General features: G+C 62.5%; 12 protein-coding genes. 8 read left to right on the forward strand and 4 right to left on the reverse strand.

All coding sequences use genetic code 11. The annotated features are described in order from the left end of the window. Nucleotides 1-24 precede the first annotated feature (24 nt). Both PCO31110_RS15330 and PCO31110_RS15335 read left to right on the forward strand, forming a co-directional pair. A complete protein-coding gene (locus PCO31110_RS15330; protein ID WP_010804029.1) occupies nt 25-1,569 on the forward strand; it encodes a SpoVR family protein in 1,545 nt (514 codons plus the stop codon). Beyond that, a complete protein-coding gene (locus tag PCO31110_RS15335; protein WP_010804030.1) occupies nt 1,569-1,988 on the forward strand; it encodes a VOC family protein in 420 nt (139 codons plus the stop codon). The genes PCO31110_RS15330 and PCO31110_RS15335 overlap by 1 nt, the downstream gene beginning before the upstream one ends. 48 nt (nt 1,989-2,036) lie before the next feature. Here the strand turns inward: PCO31110_RS15335 and PCO31110_RS15340 are convergent, their stop codons facing one another. Further along, nucleotides 2,037-3,404 carry a GGDEF domain-containing protein gene (locus PCO31110_RS15340; protein ID WP_150690802.1) on the reverse strand — a complete coding sequence of 456 codons (1,368 nt, stop codon included), beginning with the start codon at nt 3,402-3,404 and terminating at the stop codon, nt 2,037-2,039. A gap of 891 nt (nt 3,405-4,295) precedes the next feature. Between PCO31110_RS15340 and PCO31110_RS15345 the strand changes: the two genes are divergently transcribed. The 5 genes from PCO31110_RS15345 to PCO31110_RS15365 all read left to right on the forward strand — a co-directional run bounded on the left by PCO31110_RS15345 (nt 4,296) and on the right by PCO31110_RS15365 (nt 9,281). Further along, nucleotides 4,296-5,030 (forward strand): ABC transporter permease, encoded by a 735-nt coding sequence (locus tag PCO31110_RS15345; protein ID WP_150690803.1) that lies wholly within the window; start codon nt 4,296-4,298, stop codon nt 5,028-5,030. Between the two features lie 67 nt (nt 5,031-5,097). Then, the gene (locus tag PCO31110_RS15350) at nt 5,098-5,991 is read left to right on the forward strand and encodes a glycine betaine ABC transporter substrate-binding protein (RefSeq protein ID WP_503124994.1); all 894 of its coding nucleotides are present in this window, start codon (nt 5,098-5,100) and stop codon (nt 5,989-5,991) included. A gap of 45 nt (nt 5,992-6,036) precedes the next feature. Then, on the forward strand, nt 6,037-6,684 hold the full coding sequence (locus PCO31110_RS15355) for an ABC transporter permease (protein ID WP_010804034.1): 648 nt from the start codon (nt 6,037-6,039) through the stop codon (nt 6,682-6,684). Next, nucleotides 6,681-7,880 carry an osmoprotectant ABC transporter ATP-binding protein OsmV gene (locus PCO31110_RS15360; protein WP_150690805.1) on the forward strand — a complete coding sequence of 400 codons (1,200 nt, stop codon included), beginning with the start codon at nt 6,681-6,683 and terminating at the stop codon, nt 7,878-7,880. The genes PCO31110_RS15355 and PCO31110_RS15360 overlap by 4 nt, the downstream gene beginning before the upstream one ends. A gap of 162 nt (nt 7,881-8,042) precedes the next feature. Next, nucleotides 8,043-9,281 carry a mechanosensitive ion channel family protein gene (locus tag PCO31110_RS15365; RefSeq protein ID WP_150690806.1) on the forward strand — a complete coding sequence of 413 codons (1,239 nt, stop codon included), beginning with the start codon at nt 8,043-8,045 and terminating at the stop codon, nt 9,279-9,281. Between the two features lie 60 nt (nt 9,282-9,341). Here PCO31110_RS15365 and PCO31110_RS15370 read toward each other — a convergent pair whose 3' ends face one another. Both PCO31110_RS15370 and PCO31110_RS15375 read right to left on the reverse strand, forming a co-directional pair. Continuing rightward, nucleotides 9,342-10,466 (reverse strand): alkene reductase, encoded by a 1,125-nt coding sequence (locus tag PCO31110_RS15370; protein WP_150690807.1) that lies wholly within the window; start codon nt 10,464-10,466, stop codon nt 9,342-9,344. Nucleotides 10,467-10,599: 133 nt separating this feature from the next. Continuing rightward, on the reverse strand, nt 10,600-11,886 hold the full coding sequence (locus PCO31110_RS15375; RefSeq protein WP_010804038.1) for an MFS transporter: 1,287 nt from the start codon (nt 11,884-11,886) through the stop codon (nt 10,600-10,602). 252 nt (nt 11,887-12,138) lie between these two features. Between PCO31110_RS15375 and PCO31110_RS15380 the strand changes: the two genes are divergently transcribed. Then, nucleotides 12,139-12,840: a TetR/AcrR family transcriptional regulator gene (locus PCO31110_RS15380; protein WP_370855839.1), complete on the forward strand. Its 702-nt coding sequence runs from the start codon at nt 12,139-12,141 to the stop codon at nt 12,838-12,840. Nucleotides 12,841-12,895: 55 nt separating this feature from the next. Here PCO31110_RS15380 and PCO31110_RS15385 read toward each other — a convergent pair whose 3' ends face one another. Next, nucleotides 12,896-14,503, reverse strand: a complete 1,608-nt coding sequence (locus PCO31110_RS15385; protein ID WP_081636413.1) for a methyl-accepting chemotaxis protein — start codon at nt 14,501-14,503, stop codon at nt 12,896-12,898. Between the last annotated feature and the right edge of the window lie 197 nt (nt 14,504-14,700).

The following is a 14,700-nucleotide window of genomic DNA, read 5'->3' on the forward strand; positions in this document are numbered from 1 at the left end:
CAACGAGGGCAACGAGGACGCATCATGGCGTATATATCCACCGGATCGGAATGGACGTTTGAACTGATTCAACGTTATGAGCACGAGATCGCGCGCATCGCGGCCGACTTCAAGCTCGACACGTATCCGAATCAGATCGAGATCATCACCGCCGAGCAGATGCTTGACGCCTACGCAACCGTGGGCCTGCCCATCGGCTACCACCACTGGTCGTATGGCAAGCACTTTCTGTCGTCCGAGCGCGGTTACAAGCGGGGACAGATGGGCCTCGCGTATGAGATCGTCATCAATTCGAACCCCTGCATCGCGTATCTGATGGAGGAGAACAGCATGACCATGCAGGCGCTGACCATCGCGCACGCCAGCTACGGTCATAACTCGTTCTTCAAGGGCAATTACCTCTTCCGCACGTGGACCAGCGCCGACGCCATCGTCGACTACCTGCTGTTCGCGCGCAATTACATTACCGAATGCGAACAGCGGTACGGTGAGCAGTCGGTCGAGTTGCTGCTCGACTCTTGCCACGCACTGATGAACTACGGTGTGGACCGGTACAAGCGGCCGAAGCGGCTGTCGCTTGCGCAAGAGCAGGCGCGTCAGAAAGAGCGGGAGAACTACCTGCAATTGCAGATCAACGATCTGTGGCGCACGTTGCCGCACCGCGCCTTGCACGATGACGACGAGGACGACGGGCTCGACCCCGGTGAGTCGGAAGACCCGCGTTTCCCCGGCGAGCCGCAGGAGAACCTGCTGTACTTCTTCGAGAAGAACGCGCCCAAGCTAGCCCCTTGGCAGCGCGAGATCGTGCGCATCGTGCGCAAGCTCGCGCAGTACTTCTATCCGCAGCGTCAGACCAAGGTGATGAACGAGGGCTGGGCGACGTTCTGGCACTACACGATCTTGCAGCAGCTCTACAAGGAGAAGCTCGTCAACGACTCGTTCATGATGGAGTTCCTGCACGCACACACGAACGTGGTGTATCAGCCGTCGTTCGACAGTCCGTATTACAGCGGTCTGAACCCGTATGCGCTGGGCTTTGCGATGTTCCAGGATATTCGCCGCATGTGCGAGACGCCGACCGACGAAGACCGCGAGTGGGCCCCCGACATCGCGGGCACCGACTGGCTCACGACGCTCGACTTCGCCATGCGCAACTTCAAGGACGAGAGCTTCATCCAGCAATTCCTCTCGCCGAAGGTGATTCGCGATCTGAAGTTGTTCTCCGTGCTCGATGACGACCGCGACAGCCGTCTGCGCGTGACCGCCATCCACAACGACACCGGCTATCGCGAAATCCGCGAGATGCTCGCGCAACAGTACAACCTTAGTCAGCTAGAGCCGAACATTCAGGTCTCGCATGTGGATCTGCACGGCGATCGCTCGCTCACACTGCGGCACGTGCAAAGCGATCGCAAGCCGCTGGACGAGGGCTTCGAGGAGGTGCTCAAGCACGTAGCGCGGCTGTGGGGTTTCACGGTGCGGCTGGAGACGGTGTTCGAAGATGGGCGCAGCGAGATGACGCATGAGACCAAGGTCGAGAAGCGGCGGCGCTATGCGTTGAGCGCGTGATGAAGATTCCGTTCGTCGCGCTCGATCACGTGGTGCTGCGCACCAATGACATCGCCCGGCTTCAGCATTTCTACATGGATATTCTCGGCTGCACGCTGGAGAGGGTGCAGGCCGATCTCGGGCTGGTGCAGTTGCGCGCGGGCGATGCGCTGATCGATCTGGTCGACGTCGCGGGCGAGATCGGCCGCCATGGCGGTGTTGCGCCCAGTCCGGAAGGACACAATCTCGATCACTTCTGTCTGCGCGTCGAGCCGTTTGACGATGAGGCCATTCGACAGGGGCTGGCCTCGCATGGCGTAACGCTGGGCGAGGTGGTGCAACGCTACGGTGCCCACGGCGAGGGACCGTCGTGCTATCTCGTCGACCCGGACGGCAATACCGTCGAACTCAAAGGCCCACCGTCCCGCCCGAACCGCTGAGCGCCCGCACCTGCCTGCCTCCCCTCGCCGCGCTGCGTCAGTGCGTGCTCAGGCTGCCATCTGTCCCAGCACGCTTTGATCCCGCCCCTTATGCTTGGCCTGATAAAGCGCCTTGTCCGCGCGCTCGAGCATCGCACTGATGACGAGCGGCTCTCCCGGCAACCATGACGCAATGCCTACGCTGATCGTGATCGCTTCGCCTTCCTCGCGCGCGGTCTGCGGTAGCAGTTCCGTGCTGGCGTGTTTGACCGATTCGCGAATTCGGTCGGCTATGCGAAGCGCGGCGTGTTCGTCGATCTCCGGCAGCACCACGGCAAATTCCTCTCCGCCCAGACGAACGGCAAAATCGCTCGGCAGACGGATGCAATGCTGAATCGTGTTGGCGATGCGCTGGAGCACGGCGTCGCCGAAAGGATGTCCGTAGCGGTCGTTCACCTGCTTGAAGAAATCAATGTCGATGAGCAGCACCGACAGCGGAATCGCCTGCTGCTGAACGCGCTCGACGACGAGGCGAATGCGGTTGTCGAAGTAACGCCGGTTGTAGATATGGGTAAGCGGGTCGATGAAGACTTTCTCGACCAGATCGGTGTTCGTGAGTGCGAGCGACTGATACTGCCGGGTGATTTCCCAGACGAGCGCGAGTGTTGCGACACCCGGCGACGCCAACGCAAGAAGACGTGCGGCGTACCACTGGTAAGAGGCTTCGCTGGGGGCAGTCAGGCAGAGCAGCAATTGGCACAGCGAGATGGTGACGACCACCCACACGAGCAGGAACAGCTTGTGCGTCAGCCGGGTGACTGCCGCAACTCGCCACCACAGCGCGACGTAGGCGACGAAAAGCGCGCCGAGAGCGAGGGTCTCGATGCTCATGCCGCCGGCCAGATGCGGCGTAACGAGCGTGTGTCCGGCACCGACCAGCGCAAGCGATACCGTCACCCAGACGATGAGCACGACGGCACCGTAGCGCGCCGCTTCCGAATAGCCGGGACGTATGTGCGGATCGGTACGCGTGAGCGAGTAACTGCGCACGCTCAGCATCACGTACACGGCGAAGCTGGTTTCGGCGACGAGCCAGAGCCAGAAGGGGGCGCGCGTGACGTGAGAGGTGATGCCGGCAAGCTGATTCGCAAGCAACACGCCTTCGGTGAACATGAAGAGTCCGCGCAGCAGGAATGCGCATCCGAATTGCGCGAAGTACCGTTTGCCGTTGTAGAGATACTGCACGCCGAGCAGGCAGGCCGTCGACAGATTGAGAATGCCGCCGGCCGAGACGAGGAAGAACGTCAGTAACGGATTCACCGCGCCTTCGAGCGCGCGTGCGAGAAATCCCGCGAGGGTGAGCGCGGCGCACGCCACCAAGATCGTGGTCGCGGCAACGCGATTGCCCTGTTCGGTACGGCTGATGGTACTTTTCATAGTTGTTATTCGCCGATCAACGACCTCGTGCGTGCCTCGCGCACGATTGCCTTTTACCGTTCAACTATCGCCCCCGCGACTGGCCGCAAGGTCATCGCCTTACGTTACCGTCCCGGTTCCCCGATTTCGCGCTAAATAGTTGAAAACTAAGATAAACCTTGGAGAATACACGAGTTTCCCTGGGTTGGCATCCGTTTCGAAGGGAGGGCGTCGATTTCCCGTTCGACCCGCCGGGAAGCGCGAATCAGAGACGATTTTTGCACTGTTTTCCGGCGCGCGAAAGCACCTTGTTACCTCGCGGGGCAATAATGTCTGCGGCACGTCGATCTGCTGTGCGAAATATCGAGATGACGAAATTCGGGACGTGACCCCCAAGACACCCGCGGCGCCTGTGATGACGGGGGATTGCCGAGTGTGCAATTAATTCGTTATCCGATTTATATGAGGAATATGTGATGTAATATTCCTGAAAATACGTGGGATTTATCGCGATAAAGCGGCTGGCGGGTTGGCATCGACGCACTATCTGTACTAGAATTAAAAAAGCCAATCGCTGTGATTGGTCCATAGAAACAGCAGAAAAAGCGTCGCCGGTGTTCCTCATTGCGCCAGCGGCCGGTTCCATCACTCAATGAGTTTGTGCGGTAAAACACTCGCGCGTTTTCAATAAGCGTGCACCGAGAGGCCCAGGCGCCCAGAGCGTCGAAAGCTCGTCTCTCATGTCGCATTTCGCGACGCCTGGTTCGTCACCGTTGTCTTCCACAGACCTTCGGAGCGAACACTTCACAATTTGCAAGGCAGCTAACAGTTGTCATGCTTGTTTGACCGCGTTGTCACGCGGGGCGACTGCTATTGCCTCGCGACAGCGCTGCCAACCCATTCAAAGGGAGCATGAACGTGGCGAAGCAGTATCGCATTCTCTATTTGGCCGGCTTCGGGCTGCTCGGTGTGGCCGCAGCCGTTACCGGCCTGGTGTATTGGCTGGGCGTCGACACGCTTGTCAAATACCAGGGTGACCTGGTGTATTACACCCAACAGCATCTCAAGCTCGTGGCGATATCGATGGCGATGGCCATTGCTGTCGGCGTGCCCGCTGGCGCGCTGATCTCGCGGCCGAAGTTCGCGAAGCATGCCGAGCGCGCTGTACAGATTTTCAATATCGGCAACACACTGCCGTCGCTTGCCGTGCTGGCATTGTCGATGGCCGTGCTCGGCATCGGCGACCGGCCCGCCATTCTGGCGCTGTGGCTTGCGTCGCTGCTGCCGATCGTGCGCAATGCCTACGAAGGCTTGCGGCAAGTGCCGCCCGCGTTGCGGGAATCGGCACGCGGCATGGGCATGACGCCCGCGCAGGTGCTGTTCCGTGTGGATCTGCCCAATGCCATGCCGGTCATCGTCGGTGGCATTCGCACTTCCCTCGCGATCAACGTCGGCACTGCGCCGCTCGCGTTCCTGATCGGCGCTGACAGTCTGGGACAACTGATCTTCCCCGGCATTTATCTGAACGACCCGACGAAGCTGCTTCTCGGCGCTGCCGGGACTGCGCTGCTCGCACTCGTACTCGACGGCATCGTTGCCTTCACGAGCGGGCTCTGGTTCGCACGTCACGGCGCCCCGGCGCGCTAAGACCAAGGAGACCCCAAGCATGCAAGTTTCATTTCCTCATACGCTCGCCGGTGTCATGCCGCGCTGGATGCGGCTGCTGGGCGCGGCTTGTCTCGCACTCGCCGCGCTCGGTGTGATGGCCACGAGCGCCACCGCAAATGCCGCAACGCTCACCGTCGGCGGCAAGAACTTCACCGAGCAGTTGATTCTCTCCGAGATGACCGCTCAGTACCTGCGCAGCAAAGGGTATGACGTCGAACTCAAGAACGGCCTGGGCAGCGTGGTCATGCGCCAGGGACTGGAGAGCAAGCAGCTCGACATCGCCTGGGAATACACCGGCACGTCGCTGATCGTCTACAACAAGATCACCGAGAAGCTCGATTCGCAGCAGGCCTATGAACGCGTGAAAGCACTCGATGGCAAGATCGGCATCGTCTGGCTCAATCCGTCGGCGCTCAATAACACCTATGCCTTCGCCATGCCGGGCAAGATCGCCCGCGAAGAGGGGGTGGAAACGGTTTCGCAACTCATCGACAGATTCCGCGCGAATCCGAAGATGTTGTTTGCCTTCGACATGGAGTTCGTCGGCCGCGCCGATGGTCTCGAGCCGATGGAGCAACTCTATGGCTTCCATCTCGAGCGGCCCAACATCAAGCAGATGGACCCGGGCCTCGTCTATACGGCGCTTAAAAACGAGCAGATCGACGCCGGTCTCGTCTACACGAGCGATGGCCGCAACAAGGGTTTCGATCTGAAGGTGCTGGCCGACGACAAGGGCTTCTTCCCGGCATACGCAGCCACACCCGTGGTGCGCAAGGAAGTGCTCGATGCCAACCCCGGGCTTGCCGACGAACTGAACGCGCTGTCCGCGAAGATCAACAGCGAGAACATGAGCGACATGAACGCGAAGGTCGACATCGACCATCGGGCGGTGTCGCGTGTGGCGAGCGACTTCCTCAAGCAGGAAGGGCTGGTGCAGTGATGGCAATGCCGTCGTTGCGCCCGATGTTACTGAATGAGGAGTCCCATGATTGAATTCTTGACGCATAACTGGCACCGCCTCCTGACCCTGACGGGGCAGCATGCGTGGCTGGTGGCCGCATCGGTCGGGGCCGCCATCGTGGTTGGCGTGCCGCTGGGCGTGCTCGTCACGCGCTTTCGCTGGTTGTCGGGTGCCGTGCTTGGCCTGGCGACCGTTGTTCTCACCATCCCGTCGATCGCGCTGTTCGGTCTGATGATCCCGGTCCTGTCGGTCTACGGCATGGGCATCGGGCCGGCACCGGCCGTTGCGGCCGTCTTCCTGTACTCGCTGCTGCCGATCATGCGCAACACCAGTCTCGCGTTGCGCCAGATCGATCCGAGCATTCGCGAAGCGGGTATCGGCATTGGCATGACGTTCTGGCAGCGCCTGCGCCTGGTGGAACTGCCGCTGGCCGTGCCGGTGGTACTGGGCGGCGTGCGTACCGCCGTCGTCATGAATATTGGCGTGATGGCCATTGGCGCCATCGTCGGGGCCGGCGGTCTCGGGGTGTTGATCACCCAGGGGATCAGCCAGAGCGATACCCGGCAGCTCGTCGTGGGTGCGGTGCTGGTGAGTTTGCTCGCCATCGTGGCCGACACCCTGTTGCACCGCCTGCAGCGCGTGCTGACACCGAAAGGAATCCGAACCGTATGATCACACTCGACAATCTCACCAAAAGCTTCGTCCAGAAGGACGGCACCCCCGTGACCGCAGTCAACTCGGTCAGCCTTGAAGTGCCGCCGGGCGAAATCTGCGTCTTTCTCGGCCCGTCGGGCTGCGGCAAGACGACCACACTCAAGATGATCAACCGGCTGATCAAGCCGACGTCCGGGCGCATTCTGCTCAATGGCGAAGACACCGGCAACATCAACGAAATCGAACTGCGCCGCCACATCGGTTACGTGATCCAGCAGATCGGTCTGTTCCCGAACATGACCATCGAAGAGAACATTACCGTCGTGCCGCGCTTGCTCGGCTGGGACAAGAAGCGTTGCTGCGAGCGCGCAACGGAACTGATGAGTATGGTGGCGCTCGATCCGAAGCGCTATCTGTCGCGGTATCCGCGCGAGCTATCAGGCGGACAACAGCAGCGTATCGGCGTGATCCGCGCACTGGCAGCCGATCCGCCCGTGCTGCTCATGGACGAGCCGTTCGGCGCCGTTGATCCGATCAACCGCGAGTCGATTCAGAACGAGTTTTTCCAGATGCAGCGTCAACTGGGCAAGACCGTCATCATGGTCAGCCACGATATCGACGAAGCGATCAAGCTGGCCGACCGCATCGCGATCTTCCGTCAGGGACGTCTGGTGCAGTATGCGCAACCCGATGCGCTGCTGGCACGTCCGGTCGACGAGTTCGTGGCGAGCTTCGTGGGACATGACCGAATTCTGAAGCGTCTGTTGCTGGTGCGCGCAGAGGATGCGGCGACGCCGCAGCCGACCGTCAAGCCGCAGACCACGCTGGCCGAGGCCTACGACATGATGGACGAACTCGATACGCGTTCGCTGGTGGTCGTCGACGAGAACGCACGCGCACTGGGTTACATTGCGCGCCGCGATACGCGTCACGCGCAGGGGACGTGTGGCGAGCGGGTGCGCGACTTCAAGGCGTCGGCCGTTGCGGCCGACAACTTGCGAGTGCTGCTCTCACGCATGTACGAACACAATCTGGCGTCGCTGCCCGTGCTGGGCGATGACAACCAGTATCTCGGCGAGGTGACGCAGGATTCCATCGCCGACTATCTGAGTTCGGGCAAGTCGCGCGGTAATGGCGGCGGCACCATCATCGCACCGCCGTTGCCTGGCGCATCGAGCGTGGTCGCCAGCGTTCCGTTCGGGGCGGCGGCGTAAGCCGGCTGGCGTCTTGTGGCGGTCGCGCATCGCGTGGTCGATCGGACGGGCGTCATTGACGTTCGTCCGGCAAGTCGGAGAGTGACGGCCTGGCGCGGCCGTCATTCTTGCGTTCACACGCCCGGTGGGCGGTTTGGGTAATCGGTAGCAAGGAGTTGCGCAATGACGTGGGAAGCAGTGATGGCGTGGTTCGAGAATGCACCCTGGGCGCGGATGGCCGGGGCGTTGGCGTTACTGGCCGGTGTGGCGCTGCTGGTGCAGGCGGTGGCGCAGGTCCTGATCGTTCGCGTGGTGCGCATCGTCGTGCAGCGCACGGCCAATCGCTGGGACGACGCGTTGCTTGCGCATCGCGTGTTTCATCGCGCCGCGCGCATCTTGCCGTATCTCGTGATTCAGTTCGGTATCGCGTGGGTGCCGGATCTTGCGCCGAAGGCCGTGATGGTGATTGGCAACCTTGCGCTCGCGACGACGCTGCTCTACGCGACGCTCGCCATTGCCGGCATTCTGGACGCGGCGCAAACGGTCTATGCGCTCTCCGAGCATGCACGTACGCGTTCGATCAAAGGATACGTTCAGTTAGGCAAGATCGCGCTGTATGTGGTGGCGGCGATCGCCATCGTGGCGACCATCGTCGACCGCTCGCCGTGGCTGCTGCTCTCGGGGCTTGGGGCAATGTCGGCGGTGCTGTTGCTGGTGTTCAAGGACACGATCATGTCGTTCGTTGCCAGTGTGCAACTGACGTCGAACGACATGCTTCGCGTGGGCGACTGGATCGAGATGCCGCAAGTCGGCGCCGATGGCGACGTGGTGGATATCGCGCTGCACACGGTGAAGGTGCAGAACTGGGACAAGACGATCACGACCATTCCGACGTGGCGGCTGATTTCCGAGAGCTTCCGCAACTGGCGTGGCATGCAGCAATCGGGCGGGCGCCGTATCAAGCGCACGCTGTTCGTCGACGCGGGCAGCGTCGGCTTCCTCGACGATGCAGAGATTGAGCGCCTGTCGAAGCTGCATCTGCTCGGGGCGTATCTGATGGACAAGCAGCGTTCGTTGGCGGATGCGAATGCGGCGCTGGGTACGGCGGCGGGGGTGCCGGCCAACACGCGACGTCTGACGAACATCGGCACCTTCCGGGCGTATGCGCTGGCCTACCTGAAGACGCATCCGAACATTCACGATGGCATGACGTGCATGGTGCGCTCGCTCCAGCCGTCGGCAACGGGAATTCCGATCGAGCTGTACTGCTTCACGAACACCACGGTGTGGGCCGAGTACGAACGCGTGCAGGGTGATGTCTTCGATCATCTGCTCGCGATCTTGCCGGAGTTCGGTTTGCGCATGTACCAGAACCCGGCCGGTGCGGATCTTTTGCGCTGGCAAGGGCCGCGGGTGGCCTGATCCTCCCGCAGGAGCCCTTGCCGATTCAAGGCAACGATCGAACGCGATGACGCGCGGAAGTTACGCCGCCGATTCGTCGAGCGTCGGATAGTCGATGTAGCCGCGAGCGTCGCCGCCATACAGCGTATCGCGGTCCAGTTCGTTGAACGGGCCGCCGCGCTTGAGGCGTTCCACCAGATCCGGGTTGGCGATGAACGGTTTGCCGAACGCGATCAGGTCGGCCAGATTTTCCTTGCGCGCCTTTAGCGCGAGTGCGAGATCGTAGCCGTTATTGGCCATGAATGTGCCCTTGAAGATGCGATGCAGCTTCTGCAGATCGAAGCCGTTCTCGACTTCACGCGGACCACCCGTCGCGCCTTCGACCACGTGCAGGTACACCAGACCGAAGCGGTTGAGTTGCTCGACCGCGTACGTGAACACCGGCTCCGGGTTACGGTCGCCGCAATCGTTGGCCGGGCTGATCGGCGAGAGACGAATCCCCACGCGCTCGGCACCCCATACGTCGACGACCGCCTGCGTGACTTCCAGTGTCAGACGCACGCGATTCTCGATGCTGCCGCCGTACTGGTCAGTGCGATGGTTCGTCTTGTCGCGCATGAACTGGTCGAGCAGATAGCCATTTGCCGCGTGGATTTCCACGCCGTCGAAACCGGCGCGTTTCGCACACTGCGCTGCATGACGGTATTGCTCGACGATGCCTGGGATCTCGGACGTCTCGAGCGCGCGCGGCGTTGGATGCGGTTCGAAACCGTGCTCGGTGAACGCCTTGCCCGCCGGCTGAATCGCCGACGGCGCGACCGGCAGTGCCCCGCCAGGTTGCAGTGACGGGTGCGAAATACGACCGACGTGCCAGAGTTGGCAGAAAATCTTGCCGCCCTTGGCGTGCAACGCATCAGTCACCTGCTTCCAGCCGGCAATCTGCGCTTCGGTATAAATGCCCGGCGTGAACGCGTAGCCTTTGCCCTGCTGGGAAATGTTGGTGGCTTCACTGATGATGAGGCCGGCCGAGGCGCGCTGGGCGTAATACTCGGCAACCATCGGGCCCGGGACGTCACCAGCACCGGCGCGACTGCGCGTGAGCGGTGCCATGACAATGCGGTTACTCAGTTCGAGGGGGCCAAGCGCGTACGGCGAAAAGAGATCGGTGTCCAGCGTGGCCAAGGGAGTCTGTTGCGAGTCCATCATTGCTGAAGTCCTGTGAAAGTGGGGGGATGCTGTGCTGCACAAAACTGGCACAGGTTACGACTTTTTCTCTGGTCGTGCAGACGACCTCAACGCCGGAACGGCCAGGCACATTTGTCGCCGGATGCGCTCTGTTTCAGGCCCCGGCCGCCACGGGGCGCTTCGGTGCGTGCGGTGCAATACGCAGCACCATGAGCGCGCCGAGAATGCACACGCCGCCCGAGAGCATCGAGGCCATCGTGTAGTTACCCAGCGTGGCGCGCAGCGAACCGGCGACAAGTGTCGCCGTCGCCGCACCGAGTTGGTGGCCGGCGACGATCCAGCCGAATACGATCGGGGCCATCGCTTTGCCGAAAACATCGGTCGTCAGACGCACCGTCGGCGGTACCGTGGCGATCCAGTCCAGACCGTAGAACAAGGCGAAGAGCGGAATGCCGAAGAAGTCGAATCCGAACGCATACGGCAGATAAATCAGCGACACGCCGCGCAATCCGTAGTACCAGAACAGCAGCACACGGCTGTTGTAACGATCCGAGAGCCAGCCCGACGCCGTAGTGCCCACGAGGTCGAGCACGCCCATGGCCGCCAGAATGCCCGCACCCTTGACCTCGGAGAGGCCGTAATCGCCACACATCGCGATGAAGTGCGTGCCGATATAGCCGTTGGTGCTCGCGCCGCAAATGAAGAAGCTGAAGAACAGCAGCCAGAAGTCGCGCTTGCCCGCCGCCATGCGCAGTGCCGACAGCGCAGTCTTGAGCGGATTGCCTTGGGCGAGCGGCGTGTCGGCGGCGTCTTCCGGCGCGCCGACCGGGCGCAGGCCGACCGACCCCGGACGCTCCGGCACGAGGAATGCCACGAGCGGCAGCACCAGCGCAGCGACCAGCCCCACGATCAACACCACCGGACGCCAGCCGTAGCTCTCGGTGATCGCGGCCATGATCGGCAGAAACACCATCTGGCCGGTGGCGGAGCTGGCGGTGAGAATACCCATCGCCAGACCGCGATGCGTGTGGAACCAGCGGTTCGATACCGTTGCCGCCAGCGTCACGGCCGCCACGCCCGTTCCGCCGCCCACCATGACGCCCCAGATCAGCACCATCTGCCAGGGGGCCGTCATCAGCGATGAAAGCGCCGTGCCCGACGCGAGCAACAGCAGGGCCACCATCACCGTCGGACGGATGCCGAAGCGCTGCATGGCAGCCGCAGCAAATGGGCCGGTCAGACCGTAGAGCGCCAGGTTGACGGAAATCGCCAGCGAGATCGTGGCGCGGCTCCAGCCGAAGTCGTGCTCGAGCGGCACCATCATGACGCTCGGCGTCGCGCGAATGCCCGCCGAGGCGAGCAGGACCAGGAAAATTACGCCGACAACGATCCAACCGTAGTGGAAGCGTCCGTCAATGCGCCTTGCAAGTGCAGCCTTCATGGCGGAAATCCTTGCTGGGGTTCGGTGTTGTTTGCCGAACCGGGAACGTTTGCGAGAACTGGGATGTCTACGTTCATCGGTCGTCATGTGACAGACCGGTAACATGAGGTTGCCATGTTATGAACCGATCGGTAACATGTCAAGTATTCCTTTGTGGCGGCAGGGCTTTGTCCCGCGTCGCAAATTTCTGCTTTTGGGGAGCGCCAGGCAATGGCCAAATCGACAACGACCGTACCGCCCGTAAGGCCTGACATGTCGGACCCGGCGAACGCGGGCGTGGCAACGGCAGCCAAAGGCGAGGGCAAGGTTGCGCCGTCGAGGCGTCGCAGTGCGGCGTCGCGCGCGGGCAAGGCCGCGCGGCATGTCACACCGGCGCCCGTCGCGCAGCAGTGTTTGCTCAATGCGGCCGTGGAACTGTTTCACGCGGAAGGCGTGCGTGCCGTCGGGGTGGATGCCGTTGTCAAGCGCGCCGGTGTGAACAAGATGTGCCTCTATCGTCAGTTCGCATCGAAGGACGAATTGATTCTGGCGTACCTCGATCACATGCAGACGATGAGTCTGGCGCGTATCGACGAAAGCATCGCGAAACGGGCGGGAGAGCCGCGCGCACAGATGTTGCAAATCTTCGTGGATCTTTCCGAGCGGGCGAGCAAACCGGGCTATCGCGGCTGCCCGTTCGTCAATGTGGCGGCTGAATTCCCCGACCCGGCGCATGCGGCGCGCAAGTTGGTGGTGGACTACAAGGCGGAAGTGGTGCGGCGCTTCACGGCACTCGCCACGGCCGCCGGCTTGCAGAAACCGGCGCCGCTGGTCGACGCGTTATCGCTCATTCTCGAAGGGGCTTACGCGGCGAGCCAGACCTTCGGCGTCGGCTCGCCGCCGCTGCGCATCCTGCCGGCCGTGGCGCGCCGGATCATCGAGGCGGGGATGGCGGGCGAGTTGGACGCGGCCTGATGCCGGCCCGCATCGCGCGCCTTCAGGCGCGCTGACAACTCGCCGCGCTGGCTCGTCAGGCGGCGAGCCGCTTGAGCGCCACCGCTGCCGAACCGCGCCCGCCCGCAAGCTCGTTATCCGAGGTCATGCGAAACGCGGCGACCGCCTGGTCGAGCGCGCGCGCCTGGTCTTCCATCGACGCGGCGGCGGCTGCCGCCTGCTCCACGAGTGCAGCGTTCTGCTGTGTGACTTCGTCCATTTGCGTGACCGCACGGCCGACCTGCTCGATGCCGTGGCTTTGCTCGGTAGAGGCCGCCGAAATCTCGCCCATGATGTCGGTGACACGCCGCACGGCCTGCACCACGTCTTGCATTGTCTGACCGGCCTGCGTCACGAGGGTCGAGCCGTCCTGGACCCGTGCGTTCGACGATTCGATCAGGTCCTTGATCTCCTTGGCCGCTGCCGCGCTGCGCTGGGCGAGTGTGCGCACTTCACCCGCAACGACCGCGAAGCCGCGTCCCTGCTCACCCGCGCGGGCGGCTTCCACGGCGGCGTTGAGCGCGAGGATGTTCGTCTGGAACGCGATGCCGTCGATCACGCCGATGATGTCGACCACCTTGCCCGAGCTGTGCGAGATGCCTTCCATCGTCGTCACCACCTGATCGACGACTTGCCCGCCGCGCACGGCGATGGCAGAGGCGTTCTCCGCCAGTTGGCTCGCCTGACGCGCGTTGTCGGCGTTCTGCCGGACGGTGGACGTGAGCTGTTCCATCGATGAGGCTGTCTCTTCGAGCGCTGCCGCCTGCTGTTCGGTACGTGCCGACAGATCGGTATTCCCTTCGGCAATTTCGCGTGCTGCGAGCGTGATGGCGCTCGTGCCGCCGCGAATGCGTCCGATCATCTGCTGAAGATTGGCCTGCATGCGCTGCATCGCGAAGAGCAGGCTGGCGCCGTCGCCCTGACGCAGACGCACTTGCGTGAGCAGGTCGCCGTCGGCAATGCGCGTCGCGATATCGGCCGCGTATTCGGGCTCGCCGCCGAGGCTGTGCTGGACGTTACGAATGATGAGCAGCATGACGCCAGACACGGCCAGACCGATCACGGCGAGCATCGCACCCCAGCGAAGCAGGGCACCGACGAAGGCGGCATTGATGTCGTCGACGTAGACGCCGGTCGTCAGATACCAGTCCCAAGGCGAATAGGTGCCGACACGGCTGATCTTCTCGACGGGTTTGTCCGAGCCGGGTTTGGGCCAGAGATAGGTGACGAATGGGTCGTCAGTCCGCGCAGCCGCGACGATCTCCGAGAACATGAGCTTGCCCGACGGATCGCGGAACTGGCTCATGTCCTTGCCTTCGAGCTTGGGATTGACGCCGTTGAGCACGATCACGCGCTGCGAGTTCAAGATACCGAAATAGTTGTCGCCGTCGTAGCGGATCGCACCGATCTGCTCGCGCGCAAGCTTTTGCGCCTCGGCGACACTGATCTCACCGCGCTGGGCGCGTTCGCCGTAGTACTTGGCGAGACTCAGGCCGGCATCGACCACGTGCGTAAGGCCCTCGCGCCGCTCGGCCAGCATCGTGTCGCGCTGCGCCCAGGCCCCCCAGACCGCCATGGCTAGCAGACTGACCCACATCAATGCAACGGCAGACCACAACTTTGCTTTCAAACTCAACTGCTGGATCACTTCGTCTTCCCCACTGATTCCGCGCTGGTGTCACTCCGGCGGCGGCCGCGCGTGACGCGTCACCACGCCCGCGCGGTCCGATTGTCGATCGATTGTCAATGCTCCCGATGAGAACACGGACCCAACATGTGCTAACGGCAGTCTGGGAAAGGACTTGAGCGGTGCGGGGGGGGCAGAGGAAGGGCGAAAGCGGC

Origin of the sequence: Pandoraea communis (assembly GCF_902459745.1) — a bacterium.
Classification (GTDB): domain Bacteria; phylum Pseudomonadota; class Gammaproteobacteria; order Burkholderiales; family Burkholderiaceae; genus Pandoraea; species Pandoraea communis.

What these genes read in the sequence shown, in the direction of transcription:
- PCO31110_RS15330 (WP_010804029.1), top strand. Translation starts at nt 25, where the DNA reads ATGGCGTATATATCCACCGGATCGGAATGGACGTTTGAACTGATTCAA.
- PCO31110_RS15335 (WP_010804030.1), top strand. Translation starts at nt 1,569, where the DNA reads ATGAAGATTCCGTTCGTCGCGCTCGATCACGTGGTGCTGCGCACCAAT.
- PCO31110_RS15340 (WP_150690802.1), bottom strand. Translation starts at nt 3,404, where the DNA reads ATGAAAAGTACCATCAGCCGTACCGAACAGGGCAATCGCGTTGCCGCG.
- PCO31110_RS15345 (WP_150690803.1), top strand. Translation starts at nt 4,296, where the DNA reads ATGAACGTGGCGAAGCAGTATCGCATTCTCTATTTGGCCGGCTTCGGG.
- PCO31110_RS15350 (WP_503124994.1), top strand. Translation starts at nt 5,098, where the DNA reads ATGCGGCTGCTGGGCGCGGCTTGTCTCGCACTCGCCGCGCTCGGTGTG.
- PCO31110_RS15355 (WP_010804034.1), top strand. Translation starts at nt 6,037, where the DNA reads ATGATTGAATTCTTGACGCATAACTGGCACCGCCTCCTGACCCTGACG.
- PCO31110_RS15360 (WP_150690805.1), top strand. Translation starts at nt 6,681, where the DNA reads ATGATCACACTCGACAATCTCACCAAAAGCTTCGTCCAGAAGGACGGC.
- PCO31110_RS15365 (WP_150690806.1), top strand. Translation starts at nt 8,043, where the DNA reads ATGACGTGGGAAGCAGTGATGGCGTGGTTCGAGAATGCACCCTGGGCG.
- PCO31110_RS15370 (WP_150690807.1), bottom strand. Translation starts at nt 10,466, where the DNA reads ATGATGGACTCGCAACAGACTCCCTTGGCCACGCTGGACACCGATCTC.
- PCO31110_RS15375 (WP_010804038.1), bottom strand. Translation starts at nt 11,886, where the DNA reads ATGAAGGCTGCACTTGCAAGGCGCATTGACGGACGCTTCCACTACGGT.
- PCO31110_RS15380 (WP_370855839.1), top strand. Translation starts at nt 12,139, where the DNA reads ATGTCGGACCCGGCGAACGCGGGCGTGGCAACGGCAGCCAAAGGCGAG.